The organism is Streptomyces sp. NPDC034099, assembly GCF_055575415.1.
In genome coordinates, this window is the sequence record NZ_JBVISR010000004.1 from 590,053 (window position 1) to 614,709 (window position 24,657).

22 protein-coding genes and 1 tRNA gene are annotated in these 24,657 nt (G+C 71.7%); 6 read left to right on the plus strand and 17 right to left on the minus strand.

The features are described from left to right. Window positions 1-26: 26 nt before the first annotated feature. Window positions 27-111 (plus strand) — tRNA-Ser (locus ACZ56V_RS15150). Window positions 112-248: 137 nt separating this feature from the next. On the opposite strand, the gene ACZ56V_RS15155 is transcribed toward ACZ56V_RS15150, so the two are convergent. From ACZ56V_RS15155 to ACZ56V_RS15210, 12 genes are all read right to left on the minus strand, one after another. Beyond that, the gene (locus tag ACZ56V_RS15155; RefSeq protein WP_468942489.1) at window positions 249-1,625 is read right to left on the minus strand and encodes a tyrosine-type recombinase/integrase; all 1,377 of its coding nucleotides are present in this window, start codon (window positions 1,623-1,625) and stop codon (window positions 249-251) included. Window positions 1,626-1,685: 60 nt separating this feature from the next. Then, the gene (locus ACZ56V_RS15160; protein WP_468942492.1) at window positions 1,686-1,871 is read right to left on the minus strand and encodes a helix-turn-helix transcriptional regulator; all 186 of its coding nucleotides are present in this window, start codon (window positions 1,869-1,871) and stop codon (window positions 1,686-1,688) included. Between the two features lie 434 nt (window positions 1,872-2,305). Further along, window positions 2,306-3,781: an ATP-binding protein gene (locus tag ACZ56V_RS15165; protein ID WP_468942495.1), complete on the minus strand. Its 1,476-nt coding sequence runs from the start codon at window positions 3,779-3,781 to the stop codon at window positions 2,306-2,308. A gap of 3 nt (window positions 3,782-3,784) precedes the next feature. Then, window positions 3,785-4,636: a bifunctional DNA primase/polymerase gene (locus ACZ56V_RS15170; protein WP_468942498.1), complete on the minus strand. Its 852-nt coding sequence runs from the start codon at window positions 4,634-4,636 to the stop codon at window positions 3,785-3,787. Between the two features lie 87 nt (window positions 4,637-4,723). Beyond that, window positions 4,724-5,188: a hypothetical protein gene (locus ACZ56V_RS15175; protein WP_468942501.1), complete on the minus strand. Its 465-nt coding sequence runs from the start codon at window positions 5,186-5,188 to the stop codon at window positions 4,724-4,726. Window positions 5,189-5,395: 207 nt separating this feature from the next. Further along, window positions 5,396-7,504 carry a P-loop NTPase family protein gene (locus ACZ56V_RS15180; RefSeq protein ID WP_468942503.1) on the minus strand — a complete coding sequence of 703 codons (2,109 nt, stop codon included), beginning with the start codon at window positions 7,502-7,504 and terminating at the stop codon, window positions 5,396-5,398. 86 nt (window positions 7,505-7,590) lie between these two features. Further along, window positions 7,591-7,776: a hypothetical protein gene (locus ACZ56V_RS15185; RefSeq protein ID WP_468942506.1), complete on the minus strand. Its 186-nt coding sequence runs from the start codon at window positions 7,774-7,776 to the stop codon at window positions 7,591-7,593. 2 nt (window positions 7,777-7,778) lie between these two features. Further along, on the minus strand, window positions 7,779-7,949 hold the full coding sequence (locus ACZ56V_RS15190; protein ID WP_468942680.1) for a pRL2-8: 171 nt from the start codon (window positions 7,947-7,949) through the stop codon (window positions 7,779-7,781). A gap of 2 nt (window positions 7,950-7,951) precedes the next feature. Then, window positions 7,952-8,269: a hypothetical protein gene (locus tag ACZ56V_RS15195; protein ID WP_468942508.1), complete on the minus strand. Its 318-nt coding sequence runs from the start codon at window positions 8,267-8,269 to the stop codon at window positions 7,952-7,954. Between the two features lie 2 nt (window positions 8,270-8,271). Further along, the gene (locus ACZ56V_RS15200; RefSeq protein ID WP_468942511.1) at window positions 8,272-8,619 is read right to left on the minus strand and encodes an RRQRL motif-containing zinc-binding protein; all 348 of its coding nucleotides are present in this window, start codon (window positions 8,617-8,619) and stop codon (window positions 8,272-8,274) included. Then, window positions 8,619-9,518 carry a DUF2637 domain-containing protein gene (locus ACZ56V_RS15205; protein ID WP_468942514.1) on the minus strand — a complete coding sequence of 300 codons (900 nt, stop codon included), beginning with the start codon at window positions 9,516-9,518 and terminating at the stop codon, window positions 8,619-8,621. The genes ACZ56V_RS15200 and ACZ56V_RS15205 overlap by 1 nt, the downstream gene beginning before the upstream one ends. Beyond that, the gene (locus ACZ56V_RS15210) at window positions 9,515-9,784 is read right to left on the minus strand and encodes a DUF6284 family protein (RefSeq protein ID WP_468942517.1); all 270 of its coding nucleotides are present in this window, start codon (window positions 9,782-9,784) and stop codon (window positions 9,515-9,517) included. Before ACZ56V_RS15210 ends, ACZ56V_RS15205 begins: the two co-directional genes overlap by 4 nt. Before the next feature lie 441 nt (window positions 9,785-10,225). Between ACZ56V_RS15210 and ACZ56V_RS15215 the strand changes: the two genes are divergently transcribed. Beyond that, window positions 10,226-10,987, plus strand: coding sequence for a GntR family transcriptional regulator (locus ACZ56V_RS15215; protein ID WP_376302337.1), 762 nt, complete (start codon window positions 10,226-10,228; stop codon window positions 10,985-10,987). A gap of 732 nt (window positions 10,988-11,719) precedes the next feature. Here the strand turns inward: ACZ56V_RS15215 and ACZ56V_RS15220 are convergent. The 3 genes from ACZ56V_RS15220 to ACZ56V_RS15230 all read right to left on the minus strand — a co-directional run bounded on the left by ACZ56V_RS15220 (window position 11,720) and on the right by ACZ56V_RS15230 (window position 14,538). Then, window positions 11,720-12,706, minus strand: a complete 987-nt coding sequence (locus tag ACZ56V_RS15220; protein WP_468942520.1) for a TRADD-N-associated membrane domain-containing protein — start codon at window positions 12,704-12,706, stop codon at window positions 11,720-11,722. Between the two features lie 392 nt (window positions 12,707-13,098). Continuing rightward, window positions 13,099-13,578, minus strand: a complete 480-nt coding sequence (locus tag ACZ56V_RS15225) for a hypothetical protein (protein ID WP_468942522.1) — start codon at window positions 13,576-13,578, stop codon at window positions 13,099-13,101. Between the two features lie 81 nt (window positions 13,579-13,659). Next, entirely contained in the window at window positions 13,660-14,538 is an 879-nt protein-coding gene (locus ACZ56V_RS15230) for a bifunctional DNA primase/polymerase (protein ID WP_398911273.1), read from the minus strand. Window positions 14,539-14,902: 364 nt separating this feature from the next. Between ACZ56V_RS15230 and ACZ56V_RS15235 the strand changes: the two genes are divergently transcribed. The 3 genes from ACZ56V_RS15235 (at window position 14,903) to ACZ56V_RS15245 (ending at window position 17,944) form a co-directional block, all read left to right on the plus strand. Beyond that, window positions 14,903-15,229, plus strand: a complete 327-nt coding sequence (locus ACZ56V_RS15235; RefSeq protein ID WP_356372650.1) for a hypothetical protein — start codon at window positions 14,903-14,905, stop codon at window positions 15,227-15,229. A gap of 317 nt (window positions 15,230-15,546) precedes the next feature. Beyond that, window positions 15,547-16,143, plus strand: coding sequence for a SigE family RNA polymerase sigma factor (locus ACZ56V_RS15240; RefSeq protein ID WP_467378653.1), 597 nt, complete (start codon window positions 15,547-15,549; stop codon window positions 16,141-16,143). Between the two features lie 124 nt (window positions 16,144-16,267). Beyond that, window positions 16,268-17,944, plus strand: a complete 1,677-nt coding sequence (locus ACZ56V_RS15245; RefSeq protein WP_468942525.1) for a long-chain fatty acid--CoA ligase — start codon at window positions 16,268-16,270, stop codon at window positions 17,942-17,944. Between the two features lie 96 nt (window positions 17,945-18,040). Here the strand turns inward: ACZ56V_RS15245 and ACZ56V_RS15250 are convergent, their stop codons facing one another. Next, window positions 18,041-19,321, minus strand: a complete 1,281-nt coding sequence (locus tag ACZ56V_RS15250; protein WP_467378649.1) for an MFS transporter — start codon at window positions 19,319-19,321, stop codon at window positions 18,041-18,043. A gap of 139 nt (window positions 19,322-19,460) precedes the next feature. On the opposite strand from ACZ56V_RS15250, the gene ACZ56V_RS15255 reads away from it, so the two are divergent. Further along, window positions 19,461-20,039: a TetR/AcrR family transcriptional regulator gene (locus tag ACZ56V_RS15255; protein WP_398911266.1), complete on the plus strand. Its 579-nt coding sequence runs from the start codon at window positions 19,461-19,463 to the stop codon at window positions 20,037-20,039. A 57-nt stretch (window positions 20,040-20,096) separates the two neighbouring features. On the opposite strand, the gene ACZ56V_RS15260 is transcribed toward ACZ56V_RS15255, so the two are convergent. Continuing rightward, window positions 20,097-24,494 (minus strand): hybrid sensor histidine kinase/response regulator, encoded by a 4,398-nt coding sequence (locus ACZ56V_RS15260; RefSeq protein WP_468942528.1) that lies wholly within the window; start codon window positions 24,492-24,494, stop codon window positions 20,097-20,099. Window positions 24,495-24,657 lie beyond the last annotated feature (163 nt).

Here is a 24,657-nt window from a genome sequence, read left to right on the forward strand (position 1 = left end):
TCCGCCCCAGGGCGGGACGGTGCGGAGGTGGGTTGCCCGAGCGGCCTAAGGGAACGGTCTTGAAAACCGTCGTGGCGCAAGTCACCGTGGGTTCAAATCCCACACCCACCGCAGGCAGGTCAGAGACCTAGCAGGTCAGAAGGGGTGCAGCTCTCCGGAGCGGCACCCCTTCCGCGTGACCTTGTCTCACCCTGACTCGCCGGTTTCCCACCCCTGACCAGTGCGTGCGGCCAACCTGCGGCCAAGAATCAGGAGCCGTCGGCGTCGCCCTCGTGCTCGGCCAACCCCCGCTCGATCAGCGCGTTCATCTTGGCTTCCTCGCCGTCCAGCACCTTGGCGTAGTAGCGCTGGAGGACGGCGACGCTCTGTCCCGCGCGTCGGGCGGTCTCGGCGAGGCTCACCCCGGAGCGAAGCCAGAACGATACGCACGCATGCCGCAGGTCGTACGGGATCGCGGCCAGCGGAGAGGCCACCTGCGCGGCCGTGAGCGCTTTCCTGCGAGCTTCCTTCCATACCGCGCCGTACTCCTGCGACCGCACCGGCCCGCCGCGTACAGCGCTGAACAGTCGTCCCTCTGCCGTGGTGCCGCACGAGTCCAGGTGAGCACGCAGGATGCCGACCAGCACCGGCGGGATGGGCACGGGCCGGACCGCCCGGCGGGCACGGTGCTTCAACTGACGCTCCTCGTACGGCTTGCCGTCGTCCGTCCACGCGGAGCCCACCTGCGGCCGAGCGCCGGCGAGCAGGAGCCGCCCCCATCCCTCGGTGGGGAGGTCGCACTGGTCGGCGCTGAGCATGGACACTTCCTCGGGTCGCAGGGCGGCGTAGTAGATGCATGCGAAGAACGCGACCAGGTGGGCGCCGCGGGGGCCCTGAGCGCGGACCGCATCGAGCAGGGCTCGTGCCTGGGCGGGCGTGGCGACGCTGCGCACGTCCAGTTCCTCGACTGCCTTGGGCGTCTCCCAGTGCACGCGGTGCAGGGGGTTGCCGGGCAGAAGCTCATGTTCCACGGCCAGGCGCAGGCAGTTACTCAGCACCGCCCGGCGCCGCCGGAACGTGTTGGCGGCGGCAGGCTTGCCGTCCTGACGCTTGGCCAGGTGTTCGAGCACCGTGCGGACGCGCTTGGCGCTGTCCAGGTCGACCACGGCCGGCGCGTTGCGTTCGACCCACACCAGGGCTTTGGCTTCGGCCTCTGGGGGTTGCTGGCCGTGCCGTCCGGCGTTGAAGGCCCACTGGTACAGGGCGCGGCGCAACACGTCGTCCGCCGGGCGCGCCTTGCCCGCCGGGCACAGCGCCATCGTGGCGATGGTCAGGCTCTCGGCGATGCTCGCCCTGTGCTTCGCCGCCGCCGTCGGCCATTTCCGTGCGGCGTGAGCACGGGCGTGGGCGTACCAGCTCGTACGGTTCCGCTCTCGTACCTCCGAGACGGGGAGACCCGTCTCCGTGTCGAACGGCTCGCCCTTGCGAGTCGCGGTCAGTAGCTCTGCACGGCGGGCATCCGCGAGGGTCTTGGTCGCAAACTTCTCACGGAACTCGCTGCCGGCGACCAGCCACCGGAGCTGGAAGGGGGCGACCTTGCTTGCGCGCTTGCGGATGTTCCAGATGCGCACGTCGTAGCTGTGCATTGTGCTCCCTCATGGGGATGGGGCCCCGCCACGGCGGGGCCCCATCGGCGCGGTCATGGATCAGGCAGCGATCTCGTGCGTGGCCCACCACGCGTCAAGGTCGCTGCGGCGGCAGCGGAGCTGTCCGTTGGGGAGCTTGATGAGCTTCGGGGCCATGCCTCGGGCACGCATGCGGTAGAAGGCGGCGCGGCTCATTTCGATCTCTTCGAGGACTTCGGGGAGCTTGAGCATCTTGGGGCGGGCCATGGTTGCTACTCCTCGGTCTGGTGATCTCGGGGTGGTGGTGTGTCCGAGGTGCGGATTTCTGCGTCACTGCGTCAAACGCGTCATGCAGGTCTGTGACCTGCGGGTTTGCGTGACTCGGCGGTGTCGGGTCTCTGTCACCGCCGGGTGCGTGTGTCACGTGGCCGTGACGCGGGTGACGTGGCGTGACGCGGGTTTCGTGTGTCTGTGTCACGCCCGTTCCAGCAGGTCAGGGGCCGTCATGGTGGTGACGGATGACGTGGTGACGCAGGGGCTCTCTCTTAGGACAAAAGAGAGGGGGTGGTTGCTGTTGTGGTGCGGCGCGGTGTTGAAGAAGGAGCCGCTTCGCGGCGCGTTCTTGGGGCGGCTGCGCCGAACAGCAAGAGGAGCACCAGGGCACTGGGTGCTCCTCTTGCTTGTCGTGCGCGAGGGCGCTGTCAGTGCAGGGTGCCCTGTTGGTGCAGGGGCTCGGGTACGGGGCGGGTCATGGAGATGTAGCGGGCGGCGCGGGTGCGTCCCCAGTCGATGACGACGCCCCGGGAGGCGAAGGTGGGCTGGAGGCGCTTGAGCCGGTCGGAGAGGACTTTGCCGGTGGTGGGCCAGCCCTTGGGCAGGGGACGGCAGTCCTCCCCGCTGTGGAGGCGGCTGAGGCAGTCCAGCCACTCGGAGGACGTCATGCGCTGCTCTGCGCCCGGTTCGAGGTCGGCGGCGTGGTGCAGGACGGTCTGTGCCAACAGGTCGCCCTCGATCACGTCGTCGTTGAGTTCATCGAGGCTGGCCCGGTAGGCGGGCAGTGAGGCAAGGCCGGTGGCCGTGTCGAACTGCGCGCACAGGTGGGCGAAGTCGGCCATGCGCAGGTCGGTGGGTGTGGGGGCGGTGGCGGCCCGGACCTTGACGGTGAGGTCGAGGAGCGAGCCGAGGATGACGGGCAGCGCGCTGGTGAAGTCGGCCCACAGTTCCGCTTCGGTGCGCCGCACCTTCGGGCGCTCCAGACGCAGGGGCAGGAGCCGTTCGGCGAGGTCGGGCCGGATCACGCCCACGTCGATGCCGGTCAGGAGCAGGGGGCGGCGGTAGCGGGACCGGTACACGTCGCCATCGCTGAACAGGGCGCGCTTGATGGACTCGGCGCCGGTGACGATGCAGCACATGAGGTCGGACAGGTCGGGGGCCAGGTGGGAGAGGTTGTCCAGGGCGGTGATCCAGCCTGCCGCCACGGCGGTGATCAGGCTTTCCTCGTCCTTGGGTGCGCGGCGCAGGTCGCCGCTCATGCCCTCGATGATGCGCACGAGCATGCGGCCGGCGGTGGACTTGCCGGCGCCCTGGGGGCCGGTGAGGAACGGCGCGGGGACGGGGACGCCCGGTTCCAGGCAGCCGACGAGCCACGCTAGCGCCAGGCATTCGGTGTCGGGGGTGGCGAAGTTGGTGAGCCTCAGCAGGGCGTCGATGCCCTGACCGGCGGTGTCTGTGGCGGGCAGGGGCAGTTCGCCGGTGAGTTGGGTGCGCCTCCAGCAGACCTCTGCGGGGTCGGGGATGGCGATGGTCCAGCCGGTGGGGTGGATGCGTACGGACTGGCCGTCGTCGCGGCCGAGGTCGAGCCAGGTGGCCCCGTCCAAGCCGGGCGCCACGCGGATGTGGGTGGCTTGCACGTCTTGGGAGAGGGCGAGTGCTTCGATCAAGTCGAGTGCCTCCTTCAAGGCGGTGCCGTTGAATACGCCGATGCCGTCGCGGAACAGGCCGACCATGAGTTCTTGGCGGTGGCTTCCGGTGGTGCCCTGGGAGCGGATGGGGCGGGCCACGGGGTGGCCGTTGCGCTGGGCGTAGACGGTGCCGTCGACGGTGCGGAAGTAGCGGAAATGGGCCTGCGCGTACTCGGTGATGACCTCGCGCCCCGGCGTCTTCTCCTCGTCGGACACGGCTCACATCCCCAAAGCGGCTCGGGCGTTGGCCCACGCATCCGCGCAGTGCCGGGCCGTCTCGCCCTTGGCCTGCGCGGCGGTGAACAGCCGCGTGACGTGGGTGTCGGTGAGGCAGCCGCACCGGCCGTGCCGGGACAGTACGGCGAGGAACGTCCGGTACACGGTCGCGTGGACCGCGCTGGACGCCTCCGTGATGCGCTGCTCTGCCATGGCGACGCCACGTTCCAGGAAGACGGGCGTGCGGTGGGGGCACTCCCCCTGCCCGCCCGTGCGGAGCCCTGAGAGCGTCTGTGGCGCCCTGCGGGGCGGGGACGGCTCCTTTACTGCCAGGGCGCGCACGGCGTCCGGGAGAGCGGCCATGGTGCCGGTGCCGGGTCCGAGCCAACGGGCGTAGGCCATGGTCGACTTGATGTCGACGCCGGGACGCACGGCGTTGCGGGACGCCATGGCGCCCTGGTAGATCCAGTGCTCACCGCGCGTCGTCGGCACCGTCCGGGTGGCCGGCAGGGCGGCGCGGGCCCACGCGATGGCGTCGGCGTCGTCCAGATCGACCACGGTCAGCCCGGCGCCGCCGGGGTGGTAGGCGACGCACACGCACTGCCGCCACGCCGCCGCCCACTCGGGGGAGACGATGACGGCCGGGTCCGCGGTAGCCGCGGCCCACGCGTGGCAGGGGGCCGGGCACCGGCACGGGCCGGGCACTTTCATGTTCGGCCGACCGCCGCACGCGTTGTCCGCGCACGCCGTGCAGTTGCCGAACGGGACCTTGCCCCGGCGCAGGGGCAGCACCGGGACGCCGGACGCTGCGAGGCTCAGCGCCGTGTGCTGCGGGTAGGGCGTGGGTTGCGTCATGCTGGGGTATCTCCAGTTCCTGATGGGTTCTGGCGAGCAAGGGCGACCGTGAATCTTTGGCGAGAGGGGCGGTCGCCCTTGGCGTAGCTAGCTGTAGAACTTGTTGCGCTTGATCACGGCCTTGCGGATGTTCACGGTGGTGCCGCCCTGGTGGCCGTTCGAGCTGAAGATCTGTACGGCAATCCATCCGCCGAAGATCACGGCGGCCAGGGTGATCAGTTGGGTGATGAACGCGGTGAGGGCGGCGATGAACGAGGTGAGCAGGATCAGCCCGCCGCACACCGCGAGGAACCCGACCCCACCGAGGGCGACGTTCACGGCCGTCCGGGAGACGGCCGGCTTGGTCGCGGCCGGTTCGGGCTGGGCGGAGTTGATGGCGTAGCCGGTGACGACCCGGCCGTCGGGCAGGACGATGCTCGCCACCGCCGGAACGGCGTTCGGCTGGACCGGCACGACCGGCGCGGGCACGGCCACGGCGGGCGGGTACGGAGTGGGCTGGTGGACTTCGACGGCCCGCTGTACGGGCGCCTGCGGGGTCTGTTCGGGGTACATGCGGAATCCCTTCAGGCCGGTGGCCAGGGAGGCAGCGATACCCCCTTGAGGGGGCGCTGTGGAGGGGGGTTTCGGGGGTCTGACCTGCGTGCCTCCCTGCCTCCCTGAACGATCATTCGCGCAGGTCAGGACCAGGGAGGCGGGTCAGGGAGGCGGTCAGGGAGTTCTCCCTGCCTCCCTGCCCCGTCGGCGTCTCGCTCCCTGCCGTCATTCGGCGGAAGCGGAACCCTCGCCGTCGCGGTTGGCGAGCGCGTGGACGACGCGGTCACGGGAGACGACCATGACGCCGTCGGACTTGTGCGGCTCCGCTCCGGCGTCGTCCAGGACGCGCTTGAGGTCGATGAACGACCAGTCGCCGTAGGCGTCCGCGTTCCGCGCGGACAGCCGGGCCAGCACGTCCTTGGTGCGCACGCGGGGCGCGTCGCCGATGACGTCGGCGATGTCGGCGAGCGGGTCGTGTTCCGGGCTGCGGTCGATGGCGTGCAGGGTGGTGACGCCGTCGCGCAGGGCCTTGGCCCGGTCGGTGATGGCCTCGGCCGCGTCGTCATCGATGTAGTGCGTGCGTACCGTGATGGACGATTGCCCCGCCGGGATGCTGATGCCGTCGGAGGCGACGACCAGGGTTCCCCGGTCCAGTCCGGGGCGGAGCAGGTTGGGGGCGGCGCCGCCGTCGACGGCCTTGTCCCCGAGCGCCATGCGGGCCTGCGACTCCGTGCCCAGGGCGAGGGAGGCCCGGGTGTGGGCGCCCTCGCGGACCAGCTTGGGGAGGTTCTCGTTGGTCGGGTCCTGCGTGCCCTGCCACATCAGCACGTTGACGGCACGTCCCTGGTTGTGAATCTTGCGGACGGCCATGAAGTACCGGGAGTTGGCCTTCGAGCCGCCATACGGGCGCTTGTCCGTGTCCTTGGCCGGGCACATGAACGCCACCTGTGCCTCGTCGACCAGCACGATCAGCGGCGGGAACACCGTGCCGGGCGGCGCCTGGAGTCGCCGGTTCATCTCGTCGACCGCGCCCTCGACCATCTCGGTCACCTGGATCACGTGCTCATCGGTCGGCCCCTGGATCAGCGTCGTGGCGAGTCCGTCGAACATGGCCCAGTCGCCCGCACCCTTGAGGTCGCCCATGAGGAACTGCACGGACTTGTCCAGGGACAGCCACAGGGCGAGGGAGCGCAGGGCCACGGTCTTGCCCTGGTTCGACAGGCCCGTGATCAGAAGGTGGCGCTGGTAGAGGGAGAGGGCGGCGGCATCCCCGCGCAGGTCCTGACCCCATGGCGCCTTGCCCTTGGCGTAGTCGGCGGTCATCGTGTCGTCGGTGACCAGCGGCGACGGGCCGATCGGCTCATCGAGTGCGCCTGAGTCGGCGACCCACAGCCGCACCGTGCGGGCGGCCTGGGGGATGGTGATGAACACCTCGTGTTCGTGCCGGGTCAGGTTCTCGGCGAGCTTCCTGCGCTTGTTCTGCACCTCGTTCGTGGCCACTCCGGAGGGAAGGGTCACGTCGACCTCAACGCCGCATCCGGCGATCCGGATCGGTCCGAGCATGCTCGCGCCGGCGTCGCCCATCTCCTTGATGGCCCGGGCCAGGGCCGGGACTCCGAGGTCGCGCAGGGCCTTGACCACGATGGACGGGGTGATCGGCTCCCCCTCGGTGTTGCGGATGTTGGCGGGAAGGGCCCAGGCGGGGGCGGCGTGCTGCTTGCGGCCCACCGACCACAGGGCGAGCAGGGCGAGGAACGGGCCGATCGACAGGGCCGGGCCCCACACGATCTGCACGATGCGGATCAGGAGGGCGATGAAGTCGATCGTGGCCGACAGCGGGGTGATGACGTCGCCGACGTGGCCGGTGCTGATGGCCATGACGACGCCGAGGGCGACCAGGCCACCGATGCTCATCCCGGCGCCGACGGCGACGCCCTTGGCGGCCTCGACCGGGGAGTGCAGGAGGTCCATGCGGCGGTGGTGGCGGGCGGCGCGGAAGCGCTGCAACCGCTCTTCCCACTCCTCGGCCGCTTCGAGGTTCCCGGCGGCTTCGGCCGCGCGGATCATCCGCTCGTACCGGGAGCCCGTGCGGCCGTCCCACGCCCGGCGGGCCACGATCCGCCCGCCGTTGAAGGTGTAGAGGCTGTGCCGGGCCGCCGCCCGCACGGTGGCCTTGGTCGTCTCGTGCGTGGCTGCGGACTTCACCGCGCGGCCAGAGCGCACCCACAGCGGCACCGGACGTGCCGGGGGCGCGTCGGGGACCACGGTCAGCGTGGTCACGTTGTCGGCGGGCGGTTCGGTGTTCTTGTGCAGGTGAACGACGTTCTCAGACATGCCGGAAGTTCTCCTGACTGCCCCGATCGGGGCGGGAGGACGAGAGGGGGCGCCGACCGGGCAGGCGGCGGCGCCCCGGGGAGGGGTTAGCGGCGGTGGCTGGCCTTGTGGGAGCGCAGGGCCGCCTTGCAGGCGGGGCACTTGCGCTCCGGGCCGTGGCCGGTGGCCGGGGCGGGGATGACGTGGCCGCAGACGGCCCGCGTCGTGCCGAACACCAGCGGTCCGCAGTCCGGGCAGTGAAAGTGCGAGATCAGAGCGGCGGTGCGCGGCATGCTCACCACCAGCCCTTCGACTGCTTGGGCACGAGGTAGGGGCAGCCGTTGACCATGTGGTCAACGCACTGCGGGCAGTCCTCGCGCGGCTTGAGCTTGCGGTGAATGCGCCGGTCGTGGGCGTGCTGCCAGCACTGCGGGCACTCACCCGGCGGCGTGGTCGAGGCGGCCATGGTCACCACCAGCCCGACGACTTCTTGGCGGCCTTGCCCTTGGCGGCCTCGGTCATGAGGCGCTGCCGCTCGGCGTGCAGAGCGGTCAGTTCCGCATTCAGCCGCAGCTCCGCACTGTTGCCGGTCGTGTCCATGCGCTGTTCTTCGCGGCCCGCGCTGCGGCCCCGGGCGACCTTGAAGCCGCCGACGGTCAGCGAGCGGGCCATGGCCCTCCGTTCACTGCCATTCAGCGGCCACCACTCACCCCGGCGAACCGCTTCGAGCTTCTTCTCTGTCGCCAGGATCTCGCGGTCCAGACGGCGGATATCGGCATTGCGCATGCTCACACGCTCCTCACGGAGTCACAGGAATCAGGAAACGCGCAGCTGGCGCAGGTACCGAGCGAAGTGGGGATGACGTAGCCCACGTCCCGCCGGCACTGCGGGCAGGTACGCCGCGCGGTGTTCGCCGCCGCGAGGGCGGCCCACCGGCCCGGCGTCATCGGACGGACCGGCTTGGCGAGGTCGACCCGGTAGAGGAAGGCGACCAGCGGTCCCCGGCGGCGGCGCGGCCGTTCGAGGGTCGCGGCCACTCCCTGACCGCCGGGCCGCAGCCCGTGTGCACGGAGTTGGCGGCGGGTGGCGTAGCCGTCCGGGGCCAGGTGCCACCGGAACACCGGCAGCGACGCCATCACGCGATCTCGGCCGACGCGGCGGCGCGCTCGGCAAGGAGCGTGTCCCGCAGCGAGCGGGCGTTCGCCGGCGATGTGCGGATGGCACGCCGGATGCCCTCACCGGTCACCTTCGCGTCCGGCCAACCGGCCGTCGCCTTGCGCGCTTCGGCGAGCAACTGATCCCGCGTCCGCTTCGGTGGAGTCGGCTTGGCCGCGTCCGGGACACGGCCCGTGGCGCGGCGCCGGCGAGGCGACTCAGCGGCCACCGCACGCCGCTCGATCGGGGCGGCGGGGGCCGGTGCGGTCGAGGGGTACGGCTTGGCCGGCAGCGTCGACTTGAGGAAGCCGACGGCCACCGGACGGGGCAGGCCCGCCGCGTTCGGCACGATCGGTGCGGGTGTCGATACCGGCAGGTCAGCCGTAGACCGTTTCATTGTGGTCTCGGTAGATTCCTCCGCATTCTTGCTCACGGCCGGAATCGGGACGGGGCGGTGGTGCAACACCTTGGCGACCAGGTCGGAACCGAAGTAGATCGACCCGACCGGCAACGACGTGGCGAGCAGGACCAGGGCCCAGTTCGCCGGGTCCCAGTCGGCCAGTCGACCCCAGTCGACGGTTCGGCCGTGCAGCTCGGGCACGAGACCGTGCACGTAGTTGAGGACCAGCGACGCGACCGTGTACGCCCCCAGCACGCGCAGGGCGAACGTGCGGTCGCGGTCGGCCAGCACGAGGGTGGCGACGAGGGCGAGCGCCATGAGGCCGTCGACCACGAACGGGTACAGCATCGCGGCCGTGTCGTCGGCGCCGACCGCGCCGGCGATGTCCCGCAGCGCGTTCCACGAGACCCGGAAGGCCATGGCGACCACGGCTACCAGGGCGAGCACGAGGGCCGCGCGGCCCTTGTGGTGAAGGTTCATGCCGCACCACCGGGCAGACTCGCACCGGCCGTGCGGTTGACCAGCGCGACGCGGGCGGCGAGCGCGCGGCGCCGGGCCCGGCGGATGCGGCGGTCGTCCAGCTCGGTCGGCGTGCGGTCAAGGGTGGCGATCTGCGCGTCCAACAGGTCGACGTCCGCCAGGATGACGGGCATCTCTTGCTCGATCGCGTTCAATTCAGCGTCCGTCGGCTCCATGAAGTCGGCGAGCGCGGTAACAGCGTCCTGAACAGTGACGATGTGGTTCATGGGTCGTGGTCTCCCTAGCAGGTGAAACGGCCCGAACAGCGCCCCCGGAGCTGCAACTCCGGGGGCGCGCGCCGTTGAAGTCGGGGTTCCGGCTCCCCTCTGCGCTGCACGTGCGAGACGTGCAGCGGAGGCAACCGGCCGCAGCAGGGCTGCGGATGGGTCAAATCGCGCTGTACCTCACACGGAGATCCCGTGTGTCCGCCTACTTGGCCGAGGAGAGGCGGCGTGATCCCCATTCAGTTGTCAATGAACGACCAGTTCAGAGCCTTACGGCGCCCTACAGCACGCCGCAGCTACCCTGCCCGGCATAAAGACTGACTCAACGGTGTTGGTGGTGTTGTACCAACAACCGATGCGCTGAGCTTGCCCTGAGTCGCTGGGCTCGTCAAGGGAAAGGGCGTATGTTGTTGGCACAAGTCAGCCAACTAGCGGGGAGGCACCGTGCGGGAGCAGCGCCCGAGGTACCACCGAATTGCGGATGACCTGCGAGGACAGATCGAGCGGGGCGAGCTTGAGGCCGGCGAACAGCTCCCGACGGAGTTTGAGCTGGTGGAGCGATACGAGGCGAGTCGCAATACAGTCCGGCTGGCCCTGCGGCGCCTGACCGAAGAAGGGCTCATCATTGCTGGTCAGGGGCGCGGTAGCTTCGTTCGCCGCAGCTTGACGCCAGCGGTCTGGGATTGGTCGGTGCTGGAGTCGCGAGCGCGGCACACGTCAGACAACAACGGTGACCAGTGGGCCAGCATTGTGGCTGAAAGTGGTCGACAGCCCAGGCAGGAAGTACGCGTCTCCATCCGACGCCCGCCGGCGGACGTCGCAGAACGTCTCCAGCTCGACGCAGAGACTGCCTTGACTGTTGTTCGGGAACGAGTGCGCATAGTCGACCAGGACCCCTACGCCTTGGCTGACTCCTACTTCCCGGAGGAGCTGGTCAGGGGGACCCCGCTCATGCTGCCGGAAGATGTGTCAGCACCAGGCGGCATCCTGGCCAGCGTTGGCCTTGTTCAGGCTCGCTATCGCGACGAGATCACCGTGCGAATGCCGACGCGTGCGGAGATCGAAAAGCTGTCGCTGCCCTCTGCCACTCCCGTGGCCGTGCACATGCGTACGGGCTACGACGAGAACGACCGGCCCCTACGAGTAATGATCACGATCCTTCCGGGAGACCGTCATGTCATCAGGTACGACGTTTCGGCAGAGTGAGCACGTCCCACAGGAGCGAACCAGAGTGAAGGCCCTGCGAAGTATTGACTCGACGCTGCCGCGCAACCGGCGCCCGGCGTGGGTCTGGTACACCTCCTACGGGTCCAACATGCACTTGGACCGGCTGGCCACCTACATCAAGGGCGGCCGGCCACCCGGAGCAGCAAGGGAGTACCCGGGATGCCGTAACCGGGCTATGCCGACTCGGTCCATCCCCGTAGAACTAACGGGCGCGATGTATTTCGCGACCGAATCCCCTGTGTGGGGAGGCGGTAGGGCCTTCTATGACCCACATGCGGACGGACGTGTGCTTGCCAGAGCGCACCTGGTGACAGCCCAGCAGTTTGCCGATATCGCGGCTCAGGAGATGTACAGGACGCCAGGGACGGACCTTGACCTAGTCGACGCGCTGACGCAAGGGCGTGCCGTGTTGGGCGAGGGCCGCTACGAAACGCTCGTGTGCGCCGGCCAGGTTGACGAAATGCCCGTACTCACCTTCACGGCCCCGTGGAGTACAGATGAAGTGGAGTGGGTGCCTCCCTCTGCCGCCTACGTGCGCTTTCTGGCGTCAGGGCTTCTGTCTGCTGGCGCATGGGACGTGGAAGCTGTGGCTTCGTACGTTGCGGCCTGCCCTGGTGCAACAGGCCACTGGTCGGAGCAAAGCATTGCCGACCTTCTGGGCGAGAGTGTGTGAAGCCCGTGGCGCACGCCGTGGTCCACTGGCGCCTGCGACTATCCCTGGTTAGCTTGCCCTGGTGTTCCAAGCCCTTGGCCAGAGCCAACAGGTGCGGCCGGAGGTGTAACCATCGCCTGCACCAGGGCTGTCAGCGCTTCGGCCCGCTGTTCCTCGGTAAGCGCGGAGTCTGCGATCAGACGTTCAGCGGCGAGGTAGCGGGAAAACTCAAGTGGTTGATCGAAGTAGGCACGCAAGTGAGCCGCAGCCGTCTCCTGCGACTTCACAAAGGTGCGAGCCACGAAGCCAGATAGGGCTGCAGAGACGCCCCCCAGTGCGCCCGCCACTACGCTTCCCGCGGTTGTGCTCGCCTGTAGCGCCACCGCCACAAAAACGATCAACAGGACAAAGCCGGTGATCATGGCGGCTTGTGCGTTTCTGAAGGATCGGCGCGCCTGGCCAGTGGCGATGTCGTGGTAGAGATCGAGTCTCGTATGGGTCACAGTCCATAGCTCGGGCAACGTCAACCGTGGTGAGGTCGTGGGCGTTTGAACCTCTGCCTCGCCAGATGGGCCGCCGGAGGGAGCTGGTCGTCCTTCCAGCCCTTGATTGCCTTCGGCATCCGGTGGGTTTGCACCGTCTCTGCCTTCAGCCTCGGATTGGTGGGGGAGTAAAACGAGGTCGCCGGAAACTTCGAGCAAGGACGCGGACGCCCCAGGCGAACGCTCAGTGCGCAAGGCGGCTTCAAGGTTTCGTTCTGCAGACCGTACGCGCTCGCGGCCGGCCTGGATCTCTTGTGCTTCGCGTTTTTGCAAGCGAAGCACGGTGAGCACGACGGCGGCGACGGCTGAAGCGAAGAACCCCCCAATGCCGGCCCAAACGGCGGGCGGCAGCTTGGGGAACAGGTCGGACAGGCTGCTGTAAGCGGCGGTTCCAGTGGTGAGAAGTAGGATTACGAAGGTGCCCCACTCTGAGCCGCCTACGTGTTGATGGCTGCGCCGCCTCGTCGCCCTACGTATCCATGCCACAGTGATCAGCTTGGTCACTGTCGGCCAATCGCGCCACCACTTTCCCTGAAGTGGCACAACGTACGAGATCAGATGTTGCGGCTCGGAACCACCGGTGCCGGACGGTACCGTCCGAATCGGCGTGAGAGCGCCTGTGGCCATCCTCTGGCCAGTGCGCCGCGCCAGCATCGCTTGTCGTTGACGTCCTTGCAGGTCAGAGGGATGCCGGTATCTCTCATTGATCGGTCTTGAAAACCGTCGTGGCGCAAGTCACCGTGGGTTCAAATCCCACACCCACCGCAGTTGTTGACGGCCCCTGACCAGGCGTTACGGTCGGGGGCCGTCGCGGTGCGCGCTGCCCGCCGAGCACTGCCGTTCCCCGCGTTTTCCCGGCCGATCGGGCACGGAAGGGGCAGCGGGAGCCCGGGGACTCAGGGCCCGTACGGCGGGTCCCCCAGCGCGTAGTCCCGGGCCAGGGTTGGCCAGTCGATGTCGTGCAGGGGTGGGTCGGTGTCGTACGGGGACGGGATTCGGGTCGTCGGCTGGAACCAGATGACGGTCAGGCCGGAGCGGTAGGCGACCGGGTCGTTGGCCGGGGTCAGGGGGGTCGAGGAGAAGCGGCCGACGCAGGCGACGCGTGGGAGTGTCTCGACGGGGCCGAAGGCGCCCGCGTACTGGTCCGGGTACTCGCGCGGCGGTGGGATGAGGTGGACCGGCACGGTGGGGGACATCTGGGCGGCGGTGTGCAGGAGGGCCCGGATGCGCAGGTCGTTGGCGGGGCGGCACGGGTAGCCGTGCGGCATGTCGCCGTAGGTCGGGGTGAGGCGCAGGTCGGTCAGGTCGACGCTGCGGCCGCAGGACAGGGCGATGCGGGTCAGTGACAGGTTCGGCACTCTGGGGCGGTCGTGCATCGGCGTCTTTCGGTTGCGTGCCGGGTGGGACGGGCGCCCAGGTGGCCGGGGGAGGCGGAGGGAGGGGCGGCTCGGGGTGCGTCAGGGGTGGTGGCCCGTCATGCGGGCCGCCGAGGCGAGGGTCGCGCGGGCCTCGCGTTCGGTCAGGCCGGTGGTGCGTGCGGCTTCCAGCAGCGGGGCCAGCAGGGCCGCGCCGATGCCGTTCTCGTAGGCGCGGCAGGCCGCCCAGAAGAGGCGGGTGTTGCGCTGGCCCCGGTGCGCGGCGAGGACGAACTGGACCAGGCCCCGGCCGTCGCCGCCCGTCGTCCCGCCCCCGGTATGCCGCACCGGGGGCGGGAGCAGCAGGCGCAGGAGGGCGGGCGGGCAGGGTGCCGGGGCCAGGTGGGCGGTGCCGGGTGCGGTCGTGTAGATGCCGTGGCGGGTGCGGGAGCCGGGGCCGACCAGGTAGCCGCCGGCGCCGCGGATGTCGATGCCGGGGGCGAGGCGGCCGGCCGAGTTGGGGACGACGTGGTCGGGCGGGCCGGTCAGCCAGAGGTGGCGGCCGCCGCTGGGGGTCAGGACGACGACCGTGGGCGGGATCGTGAAGAGGTGGCGCAGGGCCAGTTCGCGCAGGGCGGTCGAGGAGTCCGTCTCCGAGTCGTCCGATTTCGTGTCCAGGTCGATGCCGATCAGGTGGTGCGGCGGCAGGCCGCAGGCGATGCCGTAGCCCGTGGCCCAGGGTGCGGCGGCGAACAGCGCGCGGACGCGGGCCGGGTCGGTGGAGGCGTCGTGGACGCCGTGGCCGAAGCGTCCGCACCCGCCGCGGCAGGTGAACGGCTCCGGCGCCGGGGCGTCGCGGTGGGGGGAGCGCAGCGCCGGGAGCTTCGTCCGGGACAGCGGGATGACGGCCAGCCCGCGTTCCGCGGCTGACAGGGCGTGTGCGAGGGCCAGCGTCGTGGCCTGCCGGTCGGTGGTGGCCATGGGTCTATGTTCGTACGTATGTTCGACAAAGGGAAGGGGAGGGGGTACGACACGCCGGGGAGGCGGTGGCGGGGAGAGAAAGTGGCGGAACGCTTCACCCCTTGCGGGGCTTGGGGCGGAGTCGTCCCTGCTGTCCCTTCGTGAGGCGGAAGGGAAGCAAAGGGGTTTATCGACTTGTCCTCACGCTTGAGGGCGAATCAGGGCTTCCGGGGTGGTTCGCCGGGGATTCGGTGGGCAACTCTGATCACGCGACGTCGTGCACAGCGTCGAGGCGGTCGGCCAACTGCCTTGGCACAAGCCCTAGTTCACGTACTTCTCGCGTTGTCGGCTGGAAGCCGGTGCGCACTTGTTCTGGAGGAACAACATGGCAAGCATCCGTACCGCCCGTGTCGTCGCCGCCGTCGCCGCCCTTCCGCTCGCCGCCGCTCTCTTCGGCGGGATCGCGACGGCGGACAACGGTGCCTTCGCGGACGACGGATCGACCGCGACCGCCGCCAGTGCCAACGCCGGCATCCTCGGCAGCGGTGTCGGCGGGAACAACAACGGCAACTCGTCCACCACGCAGCAGCAGGCGGTCGGCACCGGGGCCTCGAACCAGAGCAACACCGCGCAGGTCGACGGCTCCGCCTTCACCGCGATCAACCAGGGCAACGAGAACGTGGCCGTCAGCTTCTCCCCGCTGTGGTGGTGAGCTGAGGGGCCGGCGCGGGTGCGCCGGCGCGCCGGCCCCGGTTTCTTGTGCGGGTGTGCTTCATGGGGTCGCAGTGCGTCCGGGCGGCGGTACTTCGGTACCGTCGCCCGGACGTTTTCGCGCCCCCGATCGCCCGGAGCCGTCCGCGCGGGCGCTCCTCCCGCGCCGGACCCCCAGGGGTCAACCCGCAGTACCCCTCCTCCCCCCACTCCACCTACAGGAGGTGGGGCCAACGCCACCCCTACAACCTGAGGCGGACTCTGCTTCGGGACCTGCGGCCGATCCGCCGGGCATCCCCTCGCTCATAGCGTTGAGCCATGACCACACCCGTCTGCACCAGCGCTTCGAACGCCGCCACCGCCCTGGCGCCGGCCACGGCACCGGCCGCGGCCACGGCCAGGGCGCAGACCTTCCCCTACCCGTCGTTCTCCTCGTACGTGAAGGCCCGCCAGCCGGTGCTGCTGCGTACCGCCCGGTCGCTCACCGCGAACCCGAGCGACGCGGAGGACCTGCTGCAGACCGCGCTCGCCAAGACGTACGTGGCCTGGGAGCGCATCGAGGACCACCGCGCCCTGGACGGCTATGTCCGCCGGGCGCTGCTGAACACCCGGACCTCGCAGTGGCGCAAGCGCAAGGTCGACGAGTTCGCCTGCGACGAGCTGCCCGAGCCTGAGCCCGTGCCCAACGGCGACGACCCGGCGGAGCGGCAGGCCCTGCACGACGCGATGTGGCGGGCGATCATGAAGCTGCCCGCACGGCAGCGCGCGATGGTCGTCCTCAGGTACTACGAGGACCTCAGCGAGGCCCGGACGGCGGAAGTGCTGGGCGTCTCCGTGGGCACCGTGAAGTCGGCGGTCTCCCGGGCCCTCGGCAAGCTCCGGGAGGACCCTGAGCTGGGGTTTGTCCGGTCCTGACCGGACTGTGCGCCCTCGGTGGGATCGCGCACGCGGACCCGCCCGCTGATCGATCACCCGGGACTAGTGACATACCGCGCGGTATGTGCGCAGAATCAGCGCAACCCTTGCCGCCGCGTAGGCAATGTCGCCCCGGGAGGACACCGTGCTGAGCACGATGCAGGACGTACCGCTGCTGATTTCGAGGATCCTGGCCCACGGGTCGACCATCCACGGCAGCTCGCAGGTGACCACCTGGACCGGTGAGGACGAGCCGCACCGCCGCTCCTTCGCCGAGATCGGCGCCCGCGCCGCCCAGTTGGCGCACGCCCTGCGCGAGGACCTCGCCGTCGGCGACGACGAACGCGTGGCGACCCTCATGTGGAACAACGCCGAGCACGTCGAGGCGTACTTCGCGATCCCCTCCATGGGCGCGATCCTCCACACCCTCAATCTCCGCCTCCCGCCCGAGCAGCTGGCCTGGATCGTGAACCACGCCGCCGACCGGGTCGTGATCGCCAACGGATCGCTGCTGCCGCTGCTCGCCCCGCTGCTGCCGCACCTCAAGCCGGTCGAGCACGTCGTCGTCAGTGGGCCGGGCGACCGCTCCCTGCTGGACGGGGCGTCCGTCCAGGTGCACGAGTACGAGGACCTGATCGCCGGCAAGCCCACCACGTACGACTGGCCCGAGCTGGACGAGCGCGCCGCGGCCGCCATGTGCTACACCTCCGGCACCACCGGCGACCCCAAGGGCGTGGTCTACAGCCACCGCTCCATCTACCTGCACTCCATGCAGGTCAACATGGCGCAGTCGATGGGCCTGACCGACCAGGACACCTCGCTGGTGGTGGTCCCGCAGTTCCACGTCAACGCCTGGGGACTGCCGCACGCGACCTTCATGACCGGCGTGAACATGCTGATGCCGGACCGCTTCCTGCAGCCCGCGCCCCTCGCCGCGATGATCGAGGGCGAGCGGCCCACGCACGCCGCCGCCGTCCCCACCATCTGGCAGGGCCTGCTCGCCGAGCTGACGGCCAGGCCCCGCGACGTCTCCTCCCTCACCCAGGTCACCATCGGCGGCTCGGCCTGTCCCCCGTCGCTGATGGAGGCGTTCGACGCGCTCGGCATGCGGGTCTGCCACGCCTGGGGCATGACGGAGACCTCGCCGCTCGGCACGGTCGCCCGGCCGCCGGCCCACGTGGTGGGGACGCCGGAGGAGTTCGCGTACCGCCTCACCCAGGGCCGTTTCCCGGCCGGCGTCGAGGCCCGCCTCACCGGTCCCGGCGGCGAGCGCCTGCCCTGGGACGGCGCGTCCGCCGGTGAGCTGGAGGTGCGCGGCAACTGGATCGCCGGCGCCTACTACAACGGCCCCGGCGCCGACCCGCTGCGTCCCGACGACAAGTTCAGCGAGGACGGCTGGCTGAAGACGGGCGACGTCGGCACCATCTCCCCGGACGGGTTCCTCACCCTCACCGACCGGGCCAAGGACGTCATCAAGTCCGGCGGCGAGTGGATCTCCTCCGTGGAGCTGGAGAACGCGCTGATGGCCCACCCGGACGTCGCCGAGGCCGCCGTGGTCGCCGTACCGGACGACAAGTGGGGCGAGCGGCCGCTGGCCACCGTCGTCCTCAAGGAGGGGGCCGACGTCGACTTCACCGCCCTGCGCACCTTCCTCGCCGAAGACGGCAAGATCGCCAAGTGGCAGCTCCCGGAACGCTGGACGGTCATCGAGACGGTGCCGAAGACCAGCGTCGGCAAGTTCGACAAGAAGGTGCTGCGCAGGCAGTACGCCGACGGCGGTCTCGACGTCACCCGGCTCTGACCGGCGCGCGCACGACGACGCCGGGCGGCGGCCCCACGGCCTCCGCCCGGCCCCTCTTCCGTCCTCACCGCGCGGGGCGTGCGACCCTGGCCGTCCTCACCGAGCCGGGCGCACGGCCGTGGCCGTCCACCCCAGCACCAGCCAGGCTCCCGCCACCGCGCACACGCCGCCCCAGCCCCAGTGGGCGAACGCGGGCCCCGCGAGGGCCGAGGCCAGCGCGCCGCCCGCGAAGCCGGCGACGACGTACGCCGTGTTGGCGGTGGCCGGGGCCGGGGTGGTGGTCAGGGCGAGGGTCTGGTTGGCGACGTGCGAGGCGACCAGGGCGGCGTGCACCAGGACGGCGGCCGCGCACAGGGCCGCCATCGCCTGTCCGCCCAGCCAGAACAGCGGCACCGACAGAGCGGCCAGCGCGTACGCGGACCGTACGACCGCACCGGCGCCGAACCGGTCGACCAGGCCCCCGGCGAGCGGCGCGACCACACTCGCCGCCAGCCCGAACAGGCCGAACAGCCCGGCCGCGGCGGTGGTCATGCCGTACCCCTCGTCCCCCGCCAGCAGCAGCGCGAGCGAGGTCCACAGGGCGCTCCAGGCGCCGTACATCCCGGCCTGGCGCACGCACGCCCGCCACAGGTCGGGGGAGCGGCGCACCACGCCGGGTATCGCGACGAGCCCCGCGAACAGCGGACCCCGGCGCTGCCGCCGCTCCACGGGCAGGATGTACGCGGTCGCCAGCCCCAGTACGGCGGTCAGGACGGCGGCGCCCACGAACACCGCGCGCCAGCCGAAGGCCTGCCCGGCGAGACCGCCGACCACCCGGGCCGCGACGACGCCGGTGAACAGGCCCGCGATGACGGCGGCGACGTGCCGGGCCCGGCGGTCGGCGGGGGCGCGCTCGGCGACCAGCGGGACGAGCAGCTGCGGTACGACGGTCGCGGCCGAGGCGACCAGGACGGCGCCCGCGAGCGCGCCGGTCCCCGCGGACGCGGCGGCGGCGAGCAGGGCCGCCGTGGCGACCAGCGAGAGGACGGCGACCAGCCGGCGCCGGTTCACGCTGTCCCCGAGCGGGGCGAAGAAGAGCAGGCCGGCCGCGTACCCCAGCTGCGCGACCGAGGCGAGCCAGGCGACCCCCGACGGCGTGGAGCCCATGTCGTGGGCGATGAGGGGGAGCAGCGGCGCCGCGAGGTAGATGTTGGCGGCCGTGACGGCGGTGCACAGGGCGATCAGGGGGAGGAAGAGGCGGCCGGCGGCGCCGGACGGACCGACCCCGGACGACGTTCCCCTGGGCGGACGCACGGGACCGGGTGCGAGCCCGGCCCGCGGGATTGCGGAAGCGGCCGGTGATGACGGCGATGACGGCGATGACGGCGATGACGGCATGAGGGGAGCGACTCCTTCGAGTGCGCGCTGACTAACAACTAACTGGTTGGTTGGAACCAACCCCGGGAGTCTGGCCCGCATTCCCGAAGCCTGTCAACCAAATAGTTGGTTACCGCGGCCGCCCCGCTACCCTGGCCCCATGGCAGCAAGGGACCCCGAGGCCACCAAGGCCCGGATCTTCGAGGCGGCGGTGGCGGAGTTCGCCCGCCACGGCATCGCCGGCGCCCGCATCGACCGCATCGCGGCCGAGGCCAAGGCCAACAAGCAGCTGATCTACGCCTACTACGGCAACAAGGGCGAGCTGTTCGCGTCCGTCCTCGAGAAGAAGATGCTCGACCTCGCGATCTCCGTCCCCGTCGACCCCGACGACGTCGAGGGCTGGATCGACCGCCTGCTGGACTACCACGCCGCCCACCCCGAGCTGCTGCGCCTGCTCTTCTGGGAGGGCATGGAGTACGGCACCGCCGAGCTGCCCCACGAGGCGGAACGCCAGGCGCACTACGCCCGCAAGGTCGCCACCCTGCGGGACGGCCAGGAGCGCGGCGTGATCACCGACGCCATCCCGGCGCCCGACCTCCTGTTCCTGCTGGTCGCGATGGCGAACTGGGCGGTCGTCGTGCCGCAGATGAAACGCATCCTGGTCGGCGGCGGTGACGACGACGCCGACCGCCTGCGCGACTCGATCAAGCAGGCGGCCCGGCGGATCGTCGACCGCTGACGCGCAGGGGCGCCCTCGGAGGGGTGACCTCCGCCGGTCCCGATCCGCTGAGTCCGGTCAGTTGGTCCCGATCCGCGAGAGCAGCTCGACGATCCGGGACTGCACCTCACCGCTGGTGGAACGCTCCGCCAGGAACAGCACCGTCTCGCCCGAGGCCAGCCGGGGCAGGTCGTCCTGGTCGACGGCGGCGGTGTAGACGACCAGCGGGGTGCGGTTGAGCTGCCCGTTGGCGCGCAGCCAGTCGACGATCCCGGCGGCCCCCTCCTGGCGCCGCTGCACCCGCATCAGGTCCATCACGACCAGGTTCGGCCGGAACTGCCCGGCCAGCGTCACCGCGTCGGCGTCGCTCGCCGCCCGCGCCACCTGCATCCCGCGCCGCTCCAGCGTCGAGGTCAGGGCCAGCGCGATCTCCGCGTGCTCCTCGATCAGCAGCACGCGCGGCGGGTGCTGCTCGCTGTCCCGGGGCGCGAGCGCCTTCAGCAGGACGGCGGGATCGGCGCCGTACGCGGCGTCCCGCGAGGCCTGTCCGAGTCCGGCCGTGACCAGCACCGGCACCTCGGCGGCCACCGCCGCCTGCCGCAGCGACTGGAGCGCCGTACGCGTGATCGGCCCGGTCAGCGGGTCCACGAACAGCGCGGCCGGGAACGCCGCGATCTGCGCGTCGACCTCCTCGCGCGAGTGCACGATCACCGGCCGGTAGCCGCGGTCGCTGAGCGCCTGCTGCGTGGAGACGTCCGGCGCGGGCCACACCAGCAGCCGGCGCGGGTTGTCCAGCGGCTCCGGCGGCAGCTCGTCGTCCATCGGCTGCGGACGCGGTGGGTCGGCCACCTCGACGGCCCCGCCGGGCCCGTCCAGCGGCTCGGGTCCCTCGGCGGCGTTCCGGTCCGGTGCCCCTATGGCGTACGACCGTCCGGCGCCCTCGGTGACCGGCGCGAGCCGTCCCTGACCGCCGGCCAGGGACGCCTGCTCCTGCTGGGGCGGGGCCTGCGGCTGGGGCTGCTGCGTCGGCCGGCCGGTGGGCGGCTGTTCGGCGGGCGGGTGCGGGCGGGCCGGCTGGTCCGCGCGGGTGGTGGCCGGGTCGGGCGGCGTGCCCAGCTTGCGGCGCCGCCCGCCGCCGCCCGGGTGGTGCGGGGCGGGAGTGGCCGACGGCTGCTGCACCTGGACCGCCTGCCGGTTGAACGGCAGTCCCTGGCCCAGGGTTCGCACACTGATCGCCCGTCCCTGCGTCGAGTTCGGGTCGACCGGCGCGGACGCCTCGGCGGGCAGCGGCTGCGCCACGCGCGGGGCGGGCGCGTTCTCGGGCGGCAGCGGGGTGCCACGGCTCGGTGTGGAGGCGGGGACGCCCTGTGGCGCGGCAGGGGCGGTGGGGGTGGCGGGCCCGGCAGGGGCCGCGGCGGGACTCGCCGGGGCCGCGGGCGTCGCGGGTGCCTGTGCGGCGCCCGCGCCGGGCGGTACGGGGGGAGTGCCCGGCGCTACGGGAGTGCCAGGCGGGACTGGAGTGCCAGGCGGTACGGGGGTGCCCGGCGATACGGGCGCGCCCGCGCCCTGGGTGTCCGCGGCGGCGGGCCACGGCTGCGGCGCGGGGGCGGGCCGGCCGGGGGTGGCGGGCGCGGTGGCGCCGGGCTCCGCGGGCCGGGGTGCCTGCGCCTCGGCGCGGACGGCGGCCGGGGCGGGCACGGGGGCTCCGTGCACCGGCGGCGCCCCCTGCACCGGGATGCTCTGCGCGGGCGCGTTCCCCGTCGGGACCGGCGCCGGTTCGTCGGCCGGGTGGGCGGCCCCGGCCCGGCGACGGCGTCCCGTGGGGGCCTCGGCCGGGTGGGGCTGCGGAGGCGTGTGGTCCTCGGACTGGTCGTGCGGTACGGCGTCGTGGCGGCCGTCGCCGGGCCGGGCGTCACCGGGAGCGGCGGGCCCGGGCACCTGGACCCGACCGGGCCGTCCCTGTCCCGGTGCCGATCCCTGCGCCGGTCCGGTCGGCCCCTGAACCTGCCCCTGGGCGGTCGCCTCCGCGGTGCCCTCGGACGGACGGTCGACGTCGGCGGGCGGCAGCGCGAACACCTGGCGCGGGGCCGCCTCCTGCGCCGCGGCGCGCTCGTTGGCCGAGGCCAGGGCACGGCGTCGGCGCCCCGTCGGCCGGTCGTGGTCCGCGTCTGCCGGGTCCGACTCGCCGGCCTGCGCGGGCAGCGCCGGGGGCAGCGCGTGCTGCTCACCGCCGTCCTGCCCGCCCCGGCGCCCGGCGGGCCCGGGCACGCCCTGGGGCGGTACGGTCCCGCCCAGGCCGGTGTTGGACGCCGCGGCCCCGCCGCCGTGCTCGCCGGCCATGACGACGGCACCCTCGGAGACCCCGGCGGGCAGTCCCTGGGGCACCCCGGCGACCTCGGCGCCCGAACCCTCCGCGGGCCGTCCGCGCCGACGCCCGGTACCACCGGCCCCGGCACCCTCGCCGGGCCCCGCCTGCGCGGGCACGGGAAGCGGAGCCCGGGGCTCCACCTCGCCCTCGCCCTGGACCTGGGACTGGGCCTGCGCCTGGGCCGCACGCCGCCTGCGCCGCCCGGTCGGTACGGCGCTCTCCGCCTCCGGCCCGGCATCGCCCTCGTCCGGCGCCCCCGCGACCCCGCTCTCCAGGAACGCGTCGACGGACGCCCGGCGCGCACGCCGCCGCCCGCCCCCCGCAGCCGGCTCCCGAAGGGCCACGGCGTTCCCCGCGCCCACGGCACCGGCCGCGTCGGCCCCGGCGTCCGGCGCGGCGTGGGCGGCCTGGGCCGGCTCGGCGCCCTGGCCCGCGACGGCACCCGCGCCGCCACCGATCGGCACCTCGAGCACGTACGCGCTGCCGCTCATGCCCGGCACCTCGTGCGTCTGCAGCACGCCGCCGTGCGCCCGCACGATCCCGCGCACGATCGGCTCGTGCACCGGGTCTCCCCCGGCGTACGGCCCGCGCACCTCGATGCGCACGACCTCGCCGCGCTGCGCCGCGGCCACCACGACGGTGTTGTCCAGGTAGCCGCCCGTCGCCGAGACGGGCGAGTTGCCGGTGGCGTCGACGCCCGCGACGTCCGCGACGAGGTGCGCGAGCGCGGTGGCGAGCAGCCGGGGATCGACCTCGGCCTCGATCGGCGGCGCGTGCACGGCGAACTGGACCCGCCCCGGCCCGATCAGCTCCACGGCCCCGTCGACCCCCGCGGCGACGACGGCGTCGAGCATCACCTTCGTACGGGCGACCTGTTCGTTGCCGACGTCGAGGCGCTGGTAGCCGAGGACGTTGTCGATGAGGGTGGTGATGCGCGAGTAGCCGGCGGACAGGTGGTGCAGCACCTGGTTGGCCTCGGGCCACAACTGACCGGCGTCGTCCGACGCCAGCGCGGCCAGTTCCCGGCGCAGCTCGTCGAGGGGGCCGCGCAGGGAGTCGCCGAGGAGGGTGAGCAGCTGCTCGTGCCGCCCGGCGATCGCCTCGTACCGGTCCTTCTCCCGCTCACCGAGGGCGGCGTAGCGGTCGGCGTCCGCGGCGATCTCCTCCGCGTGCTTCTCCCGCAGCTCCTCCAACTCGGCGACGTGCCGCTGACGCAGGGCGGTCAGCTCGGAGGCGTGCTCCTCGGCGAGCCGCTCCAGCTCCTCGGCGTGCCGCTGCTCCGCCTCCTCGTGCTCCTTGACCAGCGCGTCGTAGGGGCGCCGGTCGGTGAAGGTCATCACGGCGCCGACGAGCTGGTCGCCGTCGCGCACGGGCGCGGTCGTCAGGTCGACCGGCAGCTGGTCCCCGCTCTTGGCGAACAGCACCTGCCCGCGCACCCGGTGCTTGCGCCCGGAACGCAGGGTGTCGGCGAGCGGGGACTCGTCGTACGGGAAGGGCGAGCCGTCGGCGCGCGAGTGCAGGACGAGGGTGTGCAGCTCCCGGCCGCCCAGTTCACCGGCGCGGTAGCCCAGGATCTGTGCGGCGGCCGGGTTGACGAGGACGATCCGCCCGTCGGTGTCGGTGCCCACGACGCCCTCGGAGGCGGCCCGCAGGATCATCTCCGTCTGCCGCTGCGAACGGGCCAGCTCGGCCTCGGTGTCGACGGTGCCGGAGAGGTCGCGGACGACCAGCATCAGCAGCTCGTCGCCGGTGTAGCCGTAGGTGTCGTAGGCCTGCTGGCCGGTCTCCAGATTGGCGCTGGTGACCTCGACGGGGAACTCGGAGCCGTCGGTGCGCCGGGCCACCATCCGCGTCGGCTTGGTGCGCGCCCGCGGGTCGACGTGGTCGGGGCGCCGCATGGAGCCGGGGATGAGCCGCGAGTCGAACTGCGGCAGCAGATCAAGGAGTCCCCGCCCGACCAGCGCGGTGCCCGGCGTCTCGAACGCCTCCAGCGCGATGGTGTTCGCGTTGACCACGGTGCCGTTGGCGTTGACCAGGACCAACGCGTCCGGCAGCGCGTCCAGTATGGCTGCGAGGCGAGCAGTGCCTCGGGATGGCCTGCTGCTCACGAGACGCTTCCCTCCTGTTACCGCACTTGCCGACCGCCTGGGCCATCTTGCCAATCGTGCCCGCAGCGTGTCACGCGAGGGAGTCTAAGGGTTGGGGCCCGCCGGGCGGCGTGGGATGGGACGGAGGTCGCACGAGGAAGTGACGTAGAACGTGTGACCGGTG